Genomic DNA, 18,167 nt, shown 5'->3' with positions numbered 1-18,167 from the left:
TCGTAAATTGTTTTATTTACTGATGTTTAAAAAAATACTTACTTAAGGCTTTTCAAATATAGATATTTTATACTTTTTTTATCATTTTTGAATGTTTTTTAAGAAGATAGAATTGTATTTTTGTTAAAAATTATTTTCATGTTACAACAAGCATCTGTAACTGGTTTTGTGAGAACCATATTAATTATACTTCTTATTTATTATGGATTGAAGATTCTTTCAAGGCTTTTTGCACCTTTATTACTTAAATATATAGCTAAAAAAGCTGAACAAAAATTTGGTGATCAATTCGGTCAATTTCAACAAAGACCTCAACAGGAGCAGAAAAAAAAGGAAGGAGAGGTAACCATTGATAGAATGCCTAATGCAAAATCTTCAAATAAAGATGTTGGTGAATATGTGGATTACGAAGAAATTGACTAATTTCACATCCATTCTTTTTTAATATATTTCCATGCAGTTTTCAATAAAAAAGCTTCTTCCACATGTTCTAGTTATTCTAGGGTTTGTTATTATTTCATTAGCCTATTTTAATCCAGTTTTACAAGGAAAGCAAATTTTTCAAAGCGATATCATGCAATATATTGGCATGAGCAAGCAACAAAAAGATTTTAGTGAAGCTACTGGAGAAGAAACCTATTGGACAAATAGTGCTTTTGCAGGGATGCCAACCTATCAATTAGGAGCTAAATATCCTCACAATTATATTAAAAAATTAGATTCCGTATTACGGTTTTTGCCTCGGCCAGCCGATTATCTGTTTCTATATTTACTAGGTTTTTACGTGCTTTTATTGGTATTGAAAGTCGATTTTAAATTGGCAACCATTGGAGCTCTTGCGTTTGGTTTTTCAACCTATTTAATAATAATTTTAGGAGTTGGGCATAATAGTAAAGCGCATGCCATAGCCTATATGCCGTTGGTTTTAAGTGGTATTTTGCTAACATTTCAAAAACGCTATGTAGCAGGATTTTTGCTTACAACAGTGGCCATGGGACTGGAAATGGTGGCAAATCATTTTCAAATGACATATTATTTAATGCTATTGGTTCTGGTTTTGGGTATAGCCTATTTAATAGATGCCTATAAAAAGAAAGAACTACCTCATTATTTTAAAACCGTTGGTCTTTTGATGTTTGCGGTTATTTTAGGAATTGCATTAAATGCGACCAATGTATTGGCGACACAAGAATATGTTAAAGAAAGTACACGGGGAAAAAGTGAATTAACAATCAACCCTAATGGTTCTCCAAAAGAAGCAAGTTCTGGTTTAGATAGAGATTATATTACCCAGTTTAGTTATGGTTTTGCCGAAACGTTTAATTTGTTTATTCCTCGATTTATGGGAGGTGGTAATGGTGAAAATGTAGGCAAAGATTCTGCAACTTACGAAGCTTTTAGAAAATTAGGAGCTACCACAACCCAAGCGGCGCAAGAAGCAAAACGGGCGCCTATGTATTGGGGCGACCAGCCTATTGTGGAAGCGCCTGCGTATGTTGGGGCAGTGGTGCTATTTTTATTTGTTTTTGCTTTATTTTTAGTGAAAGGACGTTTGAAATGGTGGCTTGTTGGTGGTTCTATTATGGCATTATTATTGTCTTATGGGAAGAATTTAGGTTTTTTAACCGATTTTTTTATCGATTATGTACCCATGTACAATAAATTTAGGGCAGTCACTTCCATTCAAGTTATTTTAGAATTGTGTATTCCTGTTTTAGCAATTTTTGGGTTAGTAAGACTGTTTAATGCTTTTGAAAAGAAAGAAGAAAAGCTAAAAGCACTAAAATATTCAGCCATTATTACGGGTGGATTAGCCCTTGTTTTCTTGTTGTTTAAATCATCTTTATTTGATTTTGTTGGTGGTAATGATGGTTTTTATCGTCAGAATTATGGAGAAGCATTTGTAGATGCTTTAAAGGAAGATAGAATGTCGATTTTCACTACCGATACCTTAAGAACTTTAATTTTAGTACTACTTTCTGCGGGTGCTATTTATATGTATTTGACTGATAAGTTGAAAGAAAAATGGGTTGTTGTTGCTTTTGGAATTCTTATTTTATTCGATTTAGTTGGAGTAGATAGACGTTATGTTAATAATGATGATTTTATTTCGGCAGTTGAAGTAAATAAACCTTTTAAAGCTACTGAAGTGGATAATTATATTTTAGAAGACAAAGGGTATTATCGTGTATTCGATTTGGTTGGTGGTGCAGCAAAACCATCGTATTTTCATAATTCACTTAACGGTTATAATGCGGCAGAATTAAAACGTTACAGCGAGTTGTTTGATTTTTATGTAGCAAAAAACAATATTAATGTGCTTAATATGCTTAACACCAAGTATATCATTGCTCAAGATAAAGATGGGAATTTATTTCCTTATGAAAACGATAAAGCCAACGGGCATGCATGGTTTGTTAGGGAGTTAAAGCGTGTTGCTTCAGCAAATGAAGAAATAAAAGTACTTGATAGTTTAGATAATAAGAACAAAGCAGTTTATACTTATATTAAAAAAACCAAATACTTATTAAAAGAAAGTAGAGGCTTTTCTGAATATAGAGTTGATTCGTTGGCAACATTAAAATTAGTGTCTTATAAACCAAACTATCTAAAATATCAATCAAATAACTCAAATAAAGGATTTGCAGTCTTTTCCGAAATTTATTATGGCAATGGATGGAAAACGTTTATTGACGGTAAGGAAACGACGCATATACGCGTAAATTATACATTGAGAGGTATGGAAATTCCAGCAGGAAAACATACCATTGAATTTAAGTTCGATCCTGATGTGGTAAAAACAGGTAGTAGTATTGCGTTAGCGAGTTCTATTTTGTTTGGTCTGTTGTTGGTTGGTGGTTTGTTCTACGAGTTTAAAAAGAAAACAAAAGAAAGTGCGTAAAAAGGCACTCATAATAACTTATTATTGGCCACCTGCGGGTGGTCCAGGTGTACAGCGTTGGTTGAAATTTGTAAAGTACCTGCCAGATTTTAATATAGAACCTATTGTTTATATTCCAGAAAACCCGAATTATCCTTTGTTGGATGATAGTTTAGCTTATGAAGTTTCAAATAACCTTACTATTATAAAGCAACCTATTGTTGAGCCGTATAAATTGGCTGGGTTATTTTCAAAAAAAACATCGAAAACCATTAGTAAAGGAGTTATTTCTGAAAAGAAAACCCAAAGCTTTATTGAAAAATTATTGCTTTATGTGAGAGGGAATTTTTTTATACCCGATGCCCGTAAAGGCTGGGTAAAACCTTCGGTTACATTTCTTTCTGAATATATTTCTAAAGAAAAAATTGAAACTATTATTACTACTGGGCCGCCGCATAGTCTGCATTTAATAGGCTTGCAATTAAAAGAACAACTAGGAGTGAAGTGGATTGCAGATTTTAGAGACCCTTGGACAACTATCGGGTATCACAAGCAATTAAAGCTAACAGCATCTTCAAAAGCAAAGCATAAAAAATTAGAAAAGCAAGTTTTAACTACTGCTAATCAAATAATTGTTACCAGCTTCACAACAAAAAAAGAGTTTCAGGAAATTACGAACCAGCCTATTGAGGTGATTACTAATGGCTACGATAAAGAATCGGTTGTAGAATTTGAAATGGATTCAAAGTTTACATTGGCACATATTGGCTCGTTATTGTCAAAACGAAATCCAGAAATCCTATGGAGGGTTTTAAGTGATTTAATTGCTGAGGATGGCTCATTTTCAAAAGATTTTCAATTGAATTTCATAGGTTTTGTGAGTGACGATGTGCTTCATTCTATTAAGAAAAATGAGTTAAGTGATTATATAGATAATGTTGGTTATGTTTCACACAAAGAAGCTATTGCATTTCAAAAAAAATCACAAATATTGTTATTAATAGAAATAGATTCTGATGATGCGAAGTGTATCATTCCTGGAAAATTGTTTGAATATATGGTTTCTAACAGACCTATTATAGCATTAGGCCCAAAAGATTCCGATATTGAAAAAATCATAAAAGAAACAAACGCGGGTCGCTACTTTAATTATTCAGATTACGATTTATTAAAAACTACTATATTAGAGCATTATAACGCATATAAAAATAATACGTTGCAAGTTTACCCCATAGGCTTGCAAAAATACAGCAGAAAATCGCTAACCGAAGCATTATCGAAATTACTATAAATGGGTATTGTAACATCACAATCATTTAAAAACACCGTTTCAACTTATTTGGGTTTTGGTATTGGTGCGCTTAACACCTTGTTTTTATACACCTATTTTATTTCGGATGTTTATTATGGCTTGGTGGCATTCATATTGAGTACCGCTAACATTGTGATGCCTATAATGGCATTTGGCGCTCATAATACGATTATAAAATTCTATTCTTCCTTTAAAACTAAAAATTCGTTAAACAGTTTTTTAACACTTATGCTGCTTTTGCCTTTAACGCTTAGTATTCCAATAGGGTTGATAGGCTGTTTTACTTATGAAGCCATTGGCGAATTGTTATCGCAAAAAAATGAGATTGTTAAAGGTTATGTATGGTACATTTTTGTATCGGCTATAGCTATGGCATATTTCGAAGTGTTTTTTGCTTGGTCAAAAACCCAATTGCAAACCGTTTTTGGAAACTTTATGAAGGAAGTATTTCATAGAGTAGGTGTGATGCTACTTTTGTTTGCGGTCTATTTTAAATGGTTAGATGTTGAGGAATTTATTGCAGGTGTTGTAATTGTATATATTTTACGTATGCTTATTATGAAATTATATGCCTTTACCATAAGATTTCCTGTTATAAAATTTAATAGAATAGAAGGCTTGAGTGCGATTTTAAAATATTCGGCATTAATAATCATTGCAGGGTCTATCTCAACTATTATTTTAGACATCGATTCTTTTATGTTGGGCATGTATATTCCTATTCAGGAAGTGGCGTATTATGGGGTTGCAATTTACATTGCTACGGTTATTGTTGTACCATCTCGTTCTATGCAGCAAATCCTTCAACCATTAACGGCGCAATATTTAAACGATAAAAACAAAGTAGCCCTTAAAGATTTGTATGTAAGAAGTTCACAAACTTTATTTATTATTGGGGGCTTTATATTCCTTGTCATCATCATAAACATAAATACGTTGTACCTTCTTATTCCAAAAGAATTTAGCGGCGGTCTTGTTGTGGTTTTTTTAGTAGGCATAGCAAAACTTTACGATTGTTTGATGGGGTGTAATAATGTGGTATTGTTTAATAGCGATTATTATAGAGTTGTTTTGTTGTTTGGAGTTATATTAACGGTTTTAACGGTGTTTCTTAATATGCTGTTTATACCTATGTATGGAATTAATGGTTCGGCATTTGCTACTTTTTTAGCTGTTTTGATATATAATAGTATTAAAATATATTTTGTAAAAAGGAAGTTTGATATGATGCCTTTTAATAGAGATACCACTAAGGTTTTAGTGTTGATTGTTTTGAGCGCATTGCTTTTTTACTTTTGGGAATTTCCGTTTCACCCTATTATAAACATTGCTTTTAAAACACTATTAGCAACCGTTGTTTATGTTTTAACTATTTTAAAGTTGAATGTTTCCGAAGATATTTCAGGAGTCATCAAAAAGTATTTAAGAATTAAATAGAAAAGGTTTTAAAACAGAAACCCCCACGATGTTGCTTTGAGGCAAACTTATCGCAGGGATTTCCAAACTAACCAACCAAAATTATTACGATCGTCTTCTTGTTGGAGCTTCCGATCTTGTATTTTTATTACCAGAATTACTTCTTGTTTGTGAAGCTACTGGTTTACTTTGTGTAGACCTAGTAACAGTTCTTTCTGTTGTAGTACGTTGCGTTGCTTGCGGTGTACTTCTGGTATTTGTATTGCTTTTAGTATATGTACGAACATTATTGTTGTTTGGTTTTTGAACAACTGTATTTTCTCTTGTACGTTTTACATCATTCGTTCTTGTACTATTTTGTATTACAGTTCTATTAACGTTTTCTCTTGTTCTTTTAGTATCGTTGCTTTGATAATTATTATCTCTAGAAACTCTGTTGTTATTTAAGTTGTTTGATCTATTATCAATTCTATTCACTGTTTGAGAACTTCTATAGGTATTGCTATCATAACGTCTATAATTGTTGTCTGAAAGCTCTCTTCTAGAAATTGCATTTCTATTAATTTGAGTCACATTTCTAGAGCTTCTGTTTACGGTAGCATAATCTCTGTTTCTAGAGATAGATTCACCACGTCTGCTATAAACAGCAGTTCTTGGTCTGTAATTATTGTAAAATGGTCTTGAGTAAGTATAACGAACTGGGTTGTAATATTGTCTATAAGGTCTGTTGTAAACTACACAATAATCGTATGCAGGAACGCTGTAGTAACGGTGCCAAGGTCTGTACACATAATGTCTATTATAAACGTTTATATAACCGGTATAGTGTGAAAACACATTGTAATTGTTATAATGTACATATAAACCACCTACACGGGTAACATACCCGCGGTTATTATAGTTTATATTTATGTTGCCTACTTGCGAAACACGTCCGTAATAATCGTAGTAAATAGGGGTGTTTTCTATTTGGATAATCGCACCATATTCATCATATTGCACATAGGCATTATAGTCGTAACCAGAGTTAAAACTGATATTTACGTTTGGAGACCCAATAGATACATTTAAATTGGAATTACCGCGTAAAATATTAAAATCGAATTGTCCATCGGGGAACACGGAAAATTCGATACCATCTTCAACAAAAATGAAAGAGTTACCGTACCCCCTGTTGTTAATAGTAGTGTTTGTGGCTGCATTAACGGTAAACCCTGTAAGGATGATGCCTGCTAATAAAAATATAAACTTTTTCATAATTGCGAGTATTAATTGTGATACGTTTATGTAATTACAAACAGTGTGCCAAAAAAACGGGGTAGGGTTTAATGTATTGAAAATGAGATAAATATTTTAGTTGGTAACTTTTACTAAGTTTAAAAGTTATTATGGGGTATGTGTGATATAATTTTTTGACTTCGATTAATATAAGATCTAAAAGATTAAAACGATTCCATATCAAGTTGTTAAACGAACAAAAAAAAATCCCAAAACTCAATCAAGTGTTTAGGGATTTTTATTAACTAATCTCAAAAAATTATCTTTTGTATTTTTTGTATTTCTTCTCTTTGCCATTTTGCTTATAATAGTAATAATTGTCGTCGTTATCATAGCGGTCATCGTCTCTGTCGCAATCATTATGGCCTTTTTTGTGTTTGTGGTTCACAGTACAGGATAAGGTGCCACAAACATTACAATTGGTGTTATAACGGTTTATTTGCCCATATATATTAACAATTTCTCCATAATGGTTATAATTTACACGTAAACCACCTACTTGCGCTAGGGTAGCATTTCTACCTCGGCTGTAATCTACAAACACCGATCCAATTCTTGTAACTTTACCATATCTATCATAATTTAAATATACATCGCCAATACTTCTAATGGTGCCATTTCTGTCACGAGAAATATATGTTCCTTTTGGTTGAGACGATGAGTAGTTAACACTTATTCTTGGCCCATTGTAAGAAGCGTTTATAGAACTTCTTCTGGAGTTTGAGCCATTATATACGCCGTTAATATTGGTATTAAAATCGAAACTACCATCTGGGAATATTAAAAATTCTACACCTCGTTCTACAAATACAATAGGTTGTGCGTAACGGTAGCGTTTTACAATACCGTTCTCATTATTGTTATTATTTAAATTTGTTGCTGATACAGTTGTTAATCCTATTAACAAACCTGCAAGTAATAGTACTGTTCTTTTCATAATTCAAAATATTTAATATTCTGCCTACTCTTTAGCTTTTCGGCATTCGCTATTGTAGTGTGGTTTTCAATTTGCGTGCCAAAAATGTAAAGGGTTAATTATATAAGAACAAATAAAATGTAGAACATGAGAAATCAAAACCTCTTTTGAGCTTTATTTGGATAAAAACAGGGGTTCATATTAATATGAACCCCTGTTGTGGTTAGTTGTTAGTCTAAAAAACGTCTTACTTTGTTAATAATTTTACTGCATTAGCACCTTCAAAGGTTTTAACAGTTGCGATCCAAAGACCTGATTTGAAACTGAAATCAGCATTCTCGTTTGTTTTGATTGTTTTAACTAAAGCACCTGTTAAGCTGTAAATATTCACTTCAGTCGAAGATTTTACATTAGAAATATAAATTCTGTTTCCAATAGCTCTAACATTTGAAGTAACAGCAGAAACTTCACCTACTTTATCTATATTCAAAACAAAATCAGGGTTTGCAACTAATGTGGTTGGTACTGCTAGTCCTGTTAATATATAAGCGGCATTTCTCCAAATTGTTAAGGCTTCAGAAGAAACATTTTCTCCATCACCATTAACACTGGCACCATAGCTTAATGAAAAGGTAAAAGCATCAACATTAAGAACATCTGCAACGCTCTCGCCAAGTTGTGTTCCTTTTGGCCAAAAATTGAATACCACTGCTTGATCTGGATTTGAAACTTCTGGAACTGTAGCCAAAAGTGTTCCACTGGTTGAAATGTTAAGTCCGTTAATAATTTCAATAGCTTTATCGCCACCATCATTACCATTGCTTTCTGATGTTTCAGCCAGTAACCTAATCTGGTCACCACCTGAAAAATCGATACCACTATATAAATCGTGATTTTGATTCTCTGGTAATACGGTAACAGACAGATTTTGTGTATTTGTAGCTACTGCATCGGCATCGGTGACTGCTCTGCCATTTCTAAAGGCACTTGATTTATTATATATTATTGGAGTTCGAATATCTTTGACTCCAAGTTTTCCTCCTGGCATGAAGAAGGCACCCCCAGAACTTAAAGTTTCTTGTGCAATAACAAGGTCGAAAAATTGTGGATCAAGAATTTTATTACCATCACTATAGGTCTCTAAATAAGTAACCTTAAAATTACCGTCGGCTTCTAACATTTTAATTATAGGATCTTGTCCAGGAGTTGATACTTCTGGAGAAGGAGCGTCTACCCCTTCTTGATTTATATATAAAATCTGTTTAAATAAGGCAGGATTATTATATAATGTTGTTGAAACAGGGATGCCTGTTAACAAATAGGCAGCATTTCTCCAAATGGTAAGCGCTTCGGCAGTTATATTAGTACCTTTTCCTTTCACTAAGGCACCATAACTAAATGATAAAGCAACTGCATCTACGCTAAGTACATCTGTTGCTGTTTCTCCTAGTTGAGTCCCTGCCGGAAGATAGTTGACTATAAATGCTTTTTCTGTATTTGTAACTTCAGGAACGGTGGCCAACAATGTGCCCGACGTTGATATTTCCAAATTATTTAATACATCAATAGCTTTGGTGCCGCCAGGCGATCCGTCATCGTTAGCCAGTTCATGTGTAATTCGAACTTGGTCACTACCAGAAAAATCGATACCACTAAACATATCGTGACTTTGATTTGCTTGAGGAACGGTTATAAAGAAATTCTGTGTACCCGTTACGGTAGCATCAGCATCAGTAATAGCCTTCCCATTTCTAAAAGCCCAAGTTTTATTGTAAATAATAGGAATAGAAACATTTTTTATACCCAGTGGCCCGTTAGGTTGGAATAATCCAGCATCTGAATCGATGGCTTCTTGTGCAATAACTAAATCATACCCGGAAAGATCAGGTATCGCACTGCCATCAGATGGAGTTTCTACATAAGTAACTGTAAAATGTTTATCGAATTCAAGCATTCTTATTACAGGATCATATCCTGGGGTAGAACCTCCTCCAGTTCCAGGGTCAACGCCAATTGGATTTACATATAATACTTTCTTTGCGGTTTCGGGGTTATAATAAAGCTCGTCTGGTACTGATAGTCCTGTTAAAATGTATGCGGCATTTCTCCAAATGGTCAATGCTTCAGATGTTATGTTTTTGCCATTATTTCTAACTAAAGGGCCATAGCTAAAAGATAATGCTACAGCATCTACATTAAGCACATCTGTAACAGCCTCACCTAGCTGAGTTCCTGCAGGTAAATAATTAATCACTATGGCTTTTTCTTGATTAATAACTTGAGGAACTGTGGCCAATAAGGTACCAGGTGTTGAGATTTCTAAATTGTTTACTATCTCAATGGCCTTATTTCCTAATTCTGAACCATCACTATTTGACAATTCATAGGTTATTCTTATTTGGTCGCCTTCCGAGAAATCAATACCACTAAAAATATCGTGACTTTGGTTAGATTCTGGTACTGTAATGAATAGGTTTTGTGTATTCACGGTGACTGCGTCAGCGTCTGTAACGGCTCTACCATCTCTAAAGGCAGAAGTTTTGTTGTAAATGATAGGGATAGGCACATTTTTAACCCCTAAGACGCCGTCTGGTTTAAGAAGACCAGCGCCTGAACTCATATTTTCTTGAACAATTACTAGATCAAAACCTGTTAGGGCCGGTATGTTGTTCCCGTCCTGGGTAGTTTCTACATAGGTAAGTTCAAAGTTAGGGTCGCTTTCTAGCATGATTATAACAGCGTCTTCATCTGGGTCGGAAGTACTAGTGGTAGAAGAACCAACACCCGTTTGATTAACATACAACACCTTTTTTGCTTGTGCTTCTAATTGAATTGGCAAGATTACAATAAGCAATAGAAATAAATGGTTTTTAATTTTTTGTTTCATGGTTTTGTTTAGTTTAAAAAAAAATAAACATTTATAAATAATTACACTTTAAAAATATATCGGTGGTCAATTTTATAAGTGAATTAATTGTGTCTATTGCTAAGTGAAATATATGGATTTTGGGATTGATAAGAAGTTTATAGTATTAAGTACTAGCAAACTATTTATAAGTATCTTTTAAACTCATAATTTATCTTTATGCAATCTTGTACAAATAAAAAAAGGGATGTGTTCTACACATCCCTTTATAAAATAATAATTTATTAACGACTTACTTTGTTAATAATTTTACTGCTTTAGCACCTTCAAAGGTTTTAACAGTTGCGATCCAAAGACCTGATTTGAAACTGAAATCAGTATTCTCGTTTGTTTTGATTGTTTTAACTAAAGCACCTGTTAAGCTGTAAATATTCACTTCAGTCGAAGATTTTACATTAGAAACATAAATTCTGTTTCCAATAGCTCTAACATTTGAAGTAACAGCAGAAACCTCGCCTACTTTGTCTATGCTTAAAGTAACATAATCAGGATTAACATATAATGTAGAAGGAACAGTTAGTCCTGTTAATACATAAGCAGCATTTCTCCATAGCGTTAAAGCTTCAGAGGTAATATTAGCACCATCTCCTTTAATAATAGCTCCATAGTTAAAAGCAAAAGCAATCATTCTAGAAGGAAGCACGTCAGTTGCAACAGTACCAAGCTGTGTGTTAGCAGGAATATCATTTACTACAATTGCTTTATCAACATCAGTAACATTAGCATTCGTGCCTAATAAAGTTCCAGTTACTGAAATATCTAAATTATTTAAAACATCAACGGAATTAGTACCTGTACCTCCAAAATTATCTGAAGTTTCATTATATAGCATGAAGTCATTTCCTGTGAATGTGATTCCACTAAACAATGGATTGGTTTGATTCGCTAGGTCTACAGTAAGCGTAGTTGCAGGCGAAATAGCCATTGCTGCATCAGCATCTGTAACAGCTCTTCCATTTCTTAATGCCCATGATTTGTTGTAAATTACAGGAATTGAAAGATTTTTAATTGCAAGAGGCCCTGTTGGTTTAAAGATACCATCGCTAGAACCAAAAGTTTCTTGGGCAATTACTAAGTCATACCCAGCTAAGCTAATACCAGTACCGTTCGCATCTGTTTCAACAACAGTAATGTTAAAATTAGGGTCTGCGGTAAACATTCTAAATATTGGGTCGTTGGTTGATGCAGACGCACCACTTGCAGGAGTAAATCCAGTCTTTTGAACATAAAGTATCTCTTGTGGTTTTGCTTGTAATATTTGATAGGTTACTTCAATATATGGTAAGTAAATATCAGAACCTGCACCAGCAACTGCCATAAACTCTAAATTTTGAGAGTTACCAACAGTAGAATAAAAATCAACAGTAACGAACTCATTTAAATCTTGTCCAGAAGTAGCTGTAGCATTTAAAGTTTGCTGATAGGTAGAACTAGAAGCACCTGAAGTAAGTGTACCGTTAACTTTTATCCAAGATTTATTGTTATTGTTTGGCATTTTTAATTCAAGGCCTAAGCTTGAATATTCAGATAATGGTACTTTTACAACAGCAGTTCCAAGTGGTTTTATAAAAACTCTAGAACCCGCTTTCATGTCTAGTCCATAAGTGCTACCATGGTAGTTATCACCTGCAATATGTCTATAATCTAATCTTCCGTCAGCACTTTTAATTCTATCCGTTTGAGGTTGAGCAGCCGCTTCAGGAGATCCTGTAATTACGTAACCGTCTGTATGATTTGGAATTATTGAACCATCTCTAAAGTCATAGACAGTTGTTTGAGTAATGATTTCATAATCATCATAAACAGGATTTGTATATAGTGTACTTGGAGGTGTTTGGCCTGTTAACATATAAGCAGCATTTCTCCAAATGGTTAAAAACTCTGAAGTGATGTTTCCACCATCTTTTTTTACCATAGCGCCCCAACTAAAAGGCATGGAAATAGCATCTTTAGCAAAAATACCATCGGCTGTTGTACCAACTTGAGTGCCAGTTGGAAAATAATTAATTCCAACTGAAGTTGTAGCATCTGTAATTTGCGGTACAGAAGCCAATAAAGTAGTAGTGCTTGATATTTCAAGATTAGTTACAACGTCTATCGCGTAAGGGCCTTCATTACCTTTATCATCTGCAGTAGTTCTAAATAAGTCTATAGAGCTACCATTCGAAACGGTAAGACCGCTAAACAGTGGGCTGGTTGCATCTACTACTGTCATAGATAATTCTTGTGTTCGCACAACAACACTTGTAGCAGATGTAGCCAATGCTGCAGAACTACCTCTTAAGGCATAAGCTTTATCGTAAATAACAGGAACAGTTAATTGGTCTGGATGAAGTGGGTTTCCAGCTTTAAAAACAGTATTTGAAGACGCCATATTTTCAGACGTAATTACTAATTCAAAACCTGTAAAATTAACTGGAGAAGACACTACATTTGCTCCTGCTGCTTGAGTGCTCATTGAGGTAACCACAAATGCCTGATCTATTTTAACCCAAGAAACCGTAAAGTTAGCATCAGCTTCCAACATTTTTATAATTTGGTCTTGACCAGGTAAAGAACCCCCGTTGGCAATATAATCTGAATCATTAGTTCCATCTTGAATAAGATACAGAACATCTTGTTGTGCTATCACCTGACTGGATGTCAATGCGAAAAGCAACGTAAATAATAAAAACGTAATTTGTTTTTTCATAATAAATAGTTTAGTTATTTAAATTAATTAATATTTATCACACAACAATTGTGTAATATGGAGTCTAATATAGGTCGGTTATTAATAATTCAATGCTATTTTTGAACGGTGGTCGATTTCATAAATCAATTCACGTTAAATTACTCGCGATGTTTGCTTTAAAAAAATGAATTATTAATAAAAAAAATGAGGTTAAAACAAAAATACGTAAAAAGCTGAGTTATTAAAGGAGTTTGCCTGTTAAAAATTTGGCTGTTTCGGAGGTGTTATCTTTCACGATATCTTCGGGAGTTCCGGTAACAACTAAATTCCCTCCAGTTTCACCACCATTAGGACCTAAATCGATAATGTAATCTGCACATTTAATAAGTTCTAAATTGTGTTCTACAACAATAATGGAGTGGCCATTTTCAATTAAAGCGTTAAAGGACTTTAATAATTTTTGAATATCGTGAAAATGTAAACCTGTTGTAGGTTCATCAAAAATAAATAGCGCTTTATCTTTGTTGTTGCCTTTCCCTAAAAAGGAAGCTAATTTAATACGTTGCGCTTCACCTCCAGAAAGTGTAGAAGAGCTTTGGCCTAAAGTTACATAACCCAACCCAACATCTTGTAAAGGTTGTAGTTTGGTTTTTATTTTAGTTTGTTTGTTAACCTCAAAAAAACCAATGGCATCATCAATGGTTAGGTTTAAGATATCATCAATGTTTTTATTGGCAAAAGTAACTTCCAGTACTTCTTTTTTAAAACGTTTTCCTTTACAGGTTTCACATTCTAAATGCACATCTGCCATAAATTGCATTTCAATGGTTACTTCACCTTCGCCTTTGCAAGTCTCACAGCGTCCGCCATCTACATTAAATGAAAAATGTCTTGCCTGGTAGTTCCGTATGTTGCTTAATTTCTGATTTGAAAACAATGCTCGAATATCATCATACGCTTTAATATAAGTCACAGGATTTGATCGAGACGACCTTCCAATAGGGTTTTGATCTACAAATTCAATGTGTTTTACATTACTAAAATTACCCTCTAAAGTTGTAAACTGACCAGGTTTATCACTAAAGTCAGTTAGTTTTTTTTGAAGCGCTGGAAATAATATTTTTTTAACTAAGGTGCTTTTTCCGCTTCCTGAAACGCCCGTAATAACCGTAAGTATTCCCAAAGGGAAACGTACATCAATGTTTTTTAAGTTGTTTTCACGTGCACCAATAATATCAATATAATATTTTGAAGTTCTTCTAGTTTTTGGAACTTCAATTTTCAATGTTTCATTTAAATACTGTGCTGTTAAAGAATTTGAAGCAAGAATATCTTTATAGGTACCTTGAGCTACCAATTCGCCACCAAAGGTTCCTGCTTCTGGACCAATATCAATAATGGTATCGGCAGCTTTCATAATATCTTCATCATGCTCAACCACTATAACGGTATTTCCTAAATCGCGTAATTGTTTTAGAACCACTATTAAGCGTTCAGTGTCTTTGGGGTGCAAACCAATACTAGGTTCATCTAAAATATACATAGACCCTACTAAGCTGCTACCTAAAGACGTTGCTAAATTAATACGCTGACTTTCGCCTCCAGAGAGTGTATTAGACTTTCTATTCAGTGTTAAATAATCCAACCCTACATTGGCTAGAAACAATAACCTGCTGTTAATTTCTTTTAATAATCTATTTGCTATTTGTGTATCATAATCGTTTAATTCTAATTGTTTGAAGAAGTTTGCCAATTTATTCAAAGGCATTTCAACTAAATCAGTAATAGTAGCACCTCCAATTTTAATAAAATTAGCTTCAATACGTAAACGTTTGCCGTTACAGATCTTGCATTTTGTTTTTCCGCGGTAACGAGAAAGCATGACACGGTTTTGGATTTTATAGGCTTTGGCTTCTAATTCTGCAAAAAAGGAATGCAAACCTTCAAAATATTGATTGCCATCCCAAATAAGTTGCTTTTGTGCATCACTTAATTGGAAATAGGGTTTATGAATAGGGAAATCAAACTTATGAGAGTTGTTAATCAATTGGTCTTTGTACCAGCTCATGCTTTCACCTCGCCAAGGAAAAATAGCATTTTCGAAAACAGAAAGTCCTGTATTGGGAATCACCAAATCGTCATCAATTCCAATAATATCACCATAGCCTTCGCATTTAGGGCAAGCACCATATGGATTGTTGAAACTAAACAAATGGACATTTGGTTCTAAAAAGGTGATGCCGTCCATTTCAAATTTATTACTAAAAGGACGTTGTTTGTTATCGCTTAAGGTTTCGATGAAGCATTCTCCTTTTCCTTCAAAAAATGCAGTTTGAATAGCGTCGGCTAGTCTGTTTAAAAAATCTTCTTCATCTTTTATAATGATTCTGTCAACAACTAATAAAATACTGTCTTTTTTATTAAAAGAATTGGCTTCGTCAATTCTAATAACGGCATCATTTATTTTAATTCTAGCATAACCTTGTTGTTGTAACGCTTTAAGTTTATCTTCCATAGTGCGTCCTTCTTCTAAATGAATAGGAGCGAGGAGTAGTAGTTTTTCACCTTGGGAAAATGTTTTTAAATAGTTTAAAACATCCGAAACCGTATCTTTTTTTACTTCTATTCCAGAAACCGGCGAAAAGGTTTTTCCAATTCTGGCAAACAATAATTTTAAATAATCATAAATTTCGGTAGTAGTGCCAACCGTTGAGCGCGGATTGGTAGAATTCACTTTTTGTTCAATAGCGATAGCAGGTGCAATGCCTTTGATATAATCTACTTTTGGTTTGTTTAATCGGCCTAAAAACTGTCGTGCATAGCTTGATAAGCTTTCAACATACCGTCTTTGTCCTTCGGCGTAAAGTGTATCGAACGCTAAGCTAGATTTTCCCGAACCGGATAAGCCTGTAATAACCACTAATTTATTTCTAGGTATTACAACATCAATATTTTTTAAATTGTGAAGTTTTGCACCTTTTATAATGATGTTTTCTTTAGGATTTACTTCAGAAATTTTAATATTCATAAGCTTTTACAGGAATAATTTTGCAAAGATACTATAAGTATGGCAAGCTAAAAAATGCATAATACTTTAAATAAAAGTTAAAAAAACGGATAAATTCTTGCTTTTTTGGAATGATTGTTGTTATATTTGAACCTATTAATCAATACTTTAATCAACTCTCGCCTATAGCAGAACATTACTTTTAACTAATAACCCCAAGCAGAGAAGTTTTTCTATGCACTAAAAGTAATGATTATGCAATACGAACTTATACCAGATTCTACCTTAGTTAGCAATTACATTAAAGGAAATGAAAGTGCCTTAGAAATACTTATTATAAGGCATAAACAAAAAATTTACAGTTTTATCTATTCGAAAGTCTATGATAGAGATGTTGCTGAAGATATTTTTCAGGACACTTTTATTAAAGTAATTCGAACCCTTAAACGAGGTGCTTATAACGAGGAAGGTAAGTTTTTACCTTGGGTTATGCGTATTTCCCATAATTTGGTAATTGACTTTTTTAGAAAGAACAACAGAATGCCAAAATTTGACAATACCGATGAGTTTAATATTTTTTCTGTGTTAAGCGATAATAGTTTAAATGCTGAAAACAGTATTATTAAAGAGCAGGTTGAAACTGATGTGAGGCGTTTGGTTGAAGAACTTCCAGAAGACCAAAAAGAAGTACTGTTAATGCGTATTTATGAAGATTTAAGTTTTAAGGAAATTTCAGATAAAACAGGTGTTAGTATTAATACTGCCTTGGGGCGTATGCGTTATGCTTTAATTAACCTTAGAAAAATTATTGACAAGCATAATATAATTTTAACAAATTAATACAATAAAGTAAATTTAGTTGCGTTAATAACTTGAATTCACCCTTAAATTATTAAAATGGCAAAAATTTACTCTGAAAATTCTATTGAAAAATTGAACGAACTTGAACCGAAAAATGAAACGGTTAATTTTATTTTAAATTACTCAAAAGCTTTAAGTGTTATAAGTTGTAATAAAATGAAGTTTGAAGCGCTTTTAAACTGAGTCGTGAAAAGCCCTAATAAATATTTATCTATTAGGGCTTTTTAATTTATAATAGTCATCAATTACAGATTGTCTTCCAATGGTTTTTGTAATGATGTCCTTTTCTAAATCCCAACCACGTGCGGGAGAATATTGTCTACCATACCAAATAATTTGAAGATGTAAATCGTTCCAAAGTTCTTTAGGAAACAATCTTTTGGCATCTTTTTCTGTTTGCACCACGTTTTTCCCATTGCTTAAATTCCATCGGTACATTAGGCGATGTATATGTGTGTCCACAGGGAAGGCAGGAACACCGAAGGCTTGAGACATGACTACGCTTGCTGTTTTATGTCCCACAGCGGGGAAGGTTTCTAAAGCTTCAAAACTTTGTGGAACCACACCGTTGTACTTTTCAATTAATATTTTTGAAAGGCCATAGATACCTTTGCTTTTCATAGGTGATAATCCAACTGGCTTTATGATTTCTCTAATTTCTTCAATTGAAAGTTTGACCATATCATACGGGTTGTCAGCTTTTTCAAATAACAAAGGCGTTATTTGATTTACGCGAACATCGGTGCTTTGTGCCGACATTAAAACGGCTATCAATAAGGTATATGGGTCTTTATGGTCTAAAGGAATGGGAATTGTTGGATACAGCTCCTTTAGTGTATTTATTACGAATTCTACCTTTTTTTCCTTGGTCATGTTGTATTTTTGTGAAAACCAAA

12 protein-coding genes are annotated in these 18,167 nt (G+C 33.5%); 6 read left to right on the top strand and 6 right to left on the bottom strand.

The genetic code is table 11. The features are described from left to right. Positions 1-138: 138 nt before the first annotated feature. The 4 genes from VP395_RS10495 to VP395_RS10480 are packed head-to-tail and all read left to right on the top strand — an operon-like array spanning position 139 to position 5,630. Complete coding sequence (locus VP395_RS10495; protein ID WP_346241964.1) at positions 139-423, top strand: DUF4834 family protein; 285 nt, start codon at positions 139-141, stop codon at positions 421-423. A gap of 31 nt (positions 424-454) precedes the next feature. Then, positions 455-2,902, top strand: coding sequence for a YfhO family protein (locus tag VP395_RS10490; RefSeq protein WP_346241963.1), 2,448 nt, complete (start codon positions 455-457; stop codon positions 2,900-2,902). Further along, a complete protein-coding gene (locus tag VP395_RS10485; protein ID WP_346241962.1) occupies positions 2,895-4,172 on the top strand; it encodes a glycosyltransferase family 4 protein in 1,278 nt (425 codons plus the stop codon). The genes VP395_RS10490 and VP395_RS10485 overlap by 8 nt, the downstream gene beginning before the upstream one ends. Further along, entirely contained in the window at positions 4,173-5,630 is a 1,458-nt protein-coding gene (locus VP395_RS10480) for an oligosaccharide flippase family protein (protein ID WP_346241961.1), read from the top strand. 84 nt (positions 5,631-5,714) lie between these two features. Here VP395_RS10480 and VP395_RS10475 read toward each other — a convergent pair whose 3' ends face one another. The 5 genes from VP395_RS10475 to uvrA form a co-directional block, all read right to left on the bottom strand. Further along, positions 5,715-6,866, bottom strand: a complete 1,152-nt coding sequence (locus tag VP395_RS10475) for a hypothetical protein (RefSeq protein WP_346241960.1) — start codon at positions 6,864-6,866, stop codon at positions 5,715-5,717. Positions 6,867-7,146: 280 nt separating this feature from the next. Continuing rightward, positions 7,147-7,824 carry a hypothetical protein gene (locus VP395_RS10470; protein WP_346241959.1) on the bottom strand — a complete coding sequence of 226 codons (678 nt, stop codon included), beginning with the start codon at positions 7,822-7,824 and terminating at the stop codon, positions 7,147-7,149. A 226-nt stretch (positions 7,825-8,050) separates the two neighbouring features. Beyond that, complete coding sequence (locus VP395_RS10465) at positions 8,051-10,690, bottom strand: hypothetical protein (RefSeq protein WP_346241958.1); 2,640 nt, start codon at positions 10,688-10,690, stop codon at positions 8,051-8,053. Positions 10,691-10,961: 271 nt separating this feature from the next. Continuing rightward, positions 10,962-13,421, bottom strand: a complete 2,460-nt coding sequence (locus tag VP395_RS10460; protein WP_346241957.1) for a hypothetical protein — start codon at positions 13,419-13,421, stop codon at positions 10,962-10,964. 223 nt (positions 13,422-13,644) lie between these two features. Beyond that, a complete protein-coding gene (uvrA, locus tag VP395_RS10455; RefSeq protein ID WP_346241956.1) occupies positions 13,645-16,431 on the bottom strand; it encodes an excinuclease ABC subunit UvrA in 2,787 nt (928 codons plus the stop codon). 234 nt (positions 16,432-16,665) lie between these two features. On the opposite strand from uvrA, the gene VP395_RS10450 reads away from it, so the two are divergent. Next, positions 16,666-17,250, top strand: a complete 585-nt coding sequence (locus VP395_RS10450; protein WP_346241955.1) for an RNA polymerase sigma factor — start codon at positions 16,666-16,668, stop codon at positions 17,248-17,250. Between the two features lie 57 nt (positions 17,251-17,307). After that, the gene (locus VP395_RS10445; RefSeq protein ID WP_346241954.1) at positions 17,308-17,454 is read left to right on the top strand and encodes a hypothetical protein; all 147 of its coding nucleotides are present in this window, start codon (positions 17,308-17,310) and stop codon (positions 17,452-17,454) included. Between the two features lie 24 nt (positions 17,455-17,478). Here the strand turns inward: VP395_RS10445 and VP395_RS10440 are convergent, their stop codons facing one another. Next, positions 17,479-18,144 carry an endonuclease III domain-containing protein gene (locus tag VP395_RS10440; protein ID WP_346241953.1) on the bottom strand — a complete coding sequence of 222 codons (666 nt, stop codon included), beginning with the start codon at positions 18,142-18,144 and terminating at the stop codon, positions 17,479-17,481. Positions 18,145-18,167: the final 23 nt, after the last annotated feature.

This window comes from Mariniflexile soesokkakense (assembly GCF_039650365.1).
GTDB lineage: Bacteria > Bacteroidota > Bacteroidia > Flavobacteriales > Flavobacteriaceae > Mariniflexile > Mariniflexile soesokkakense.
Note: the sequence above shows the minus strand (reverse complement) of the source record. Positions and strands in the feature narration are given on the sequence as shown.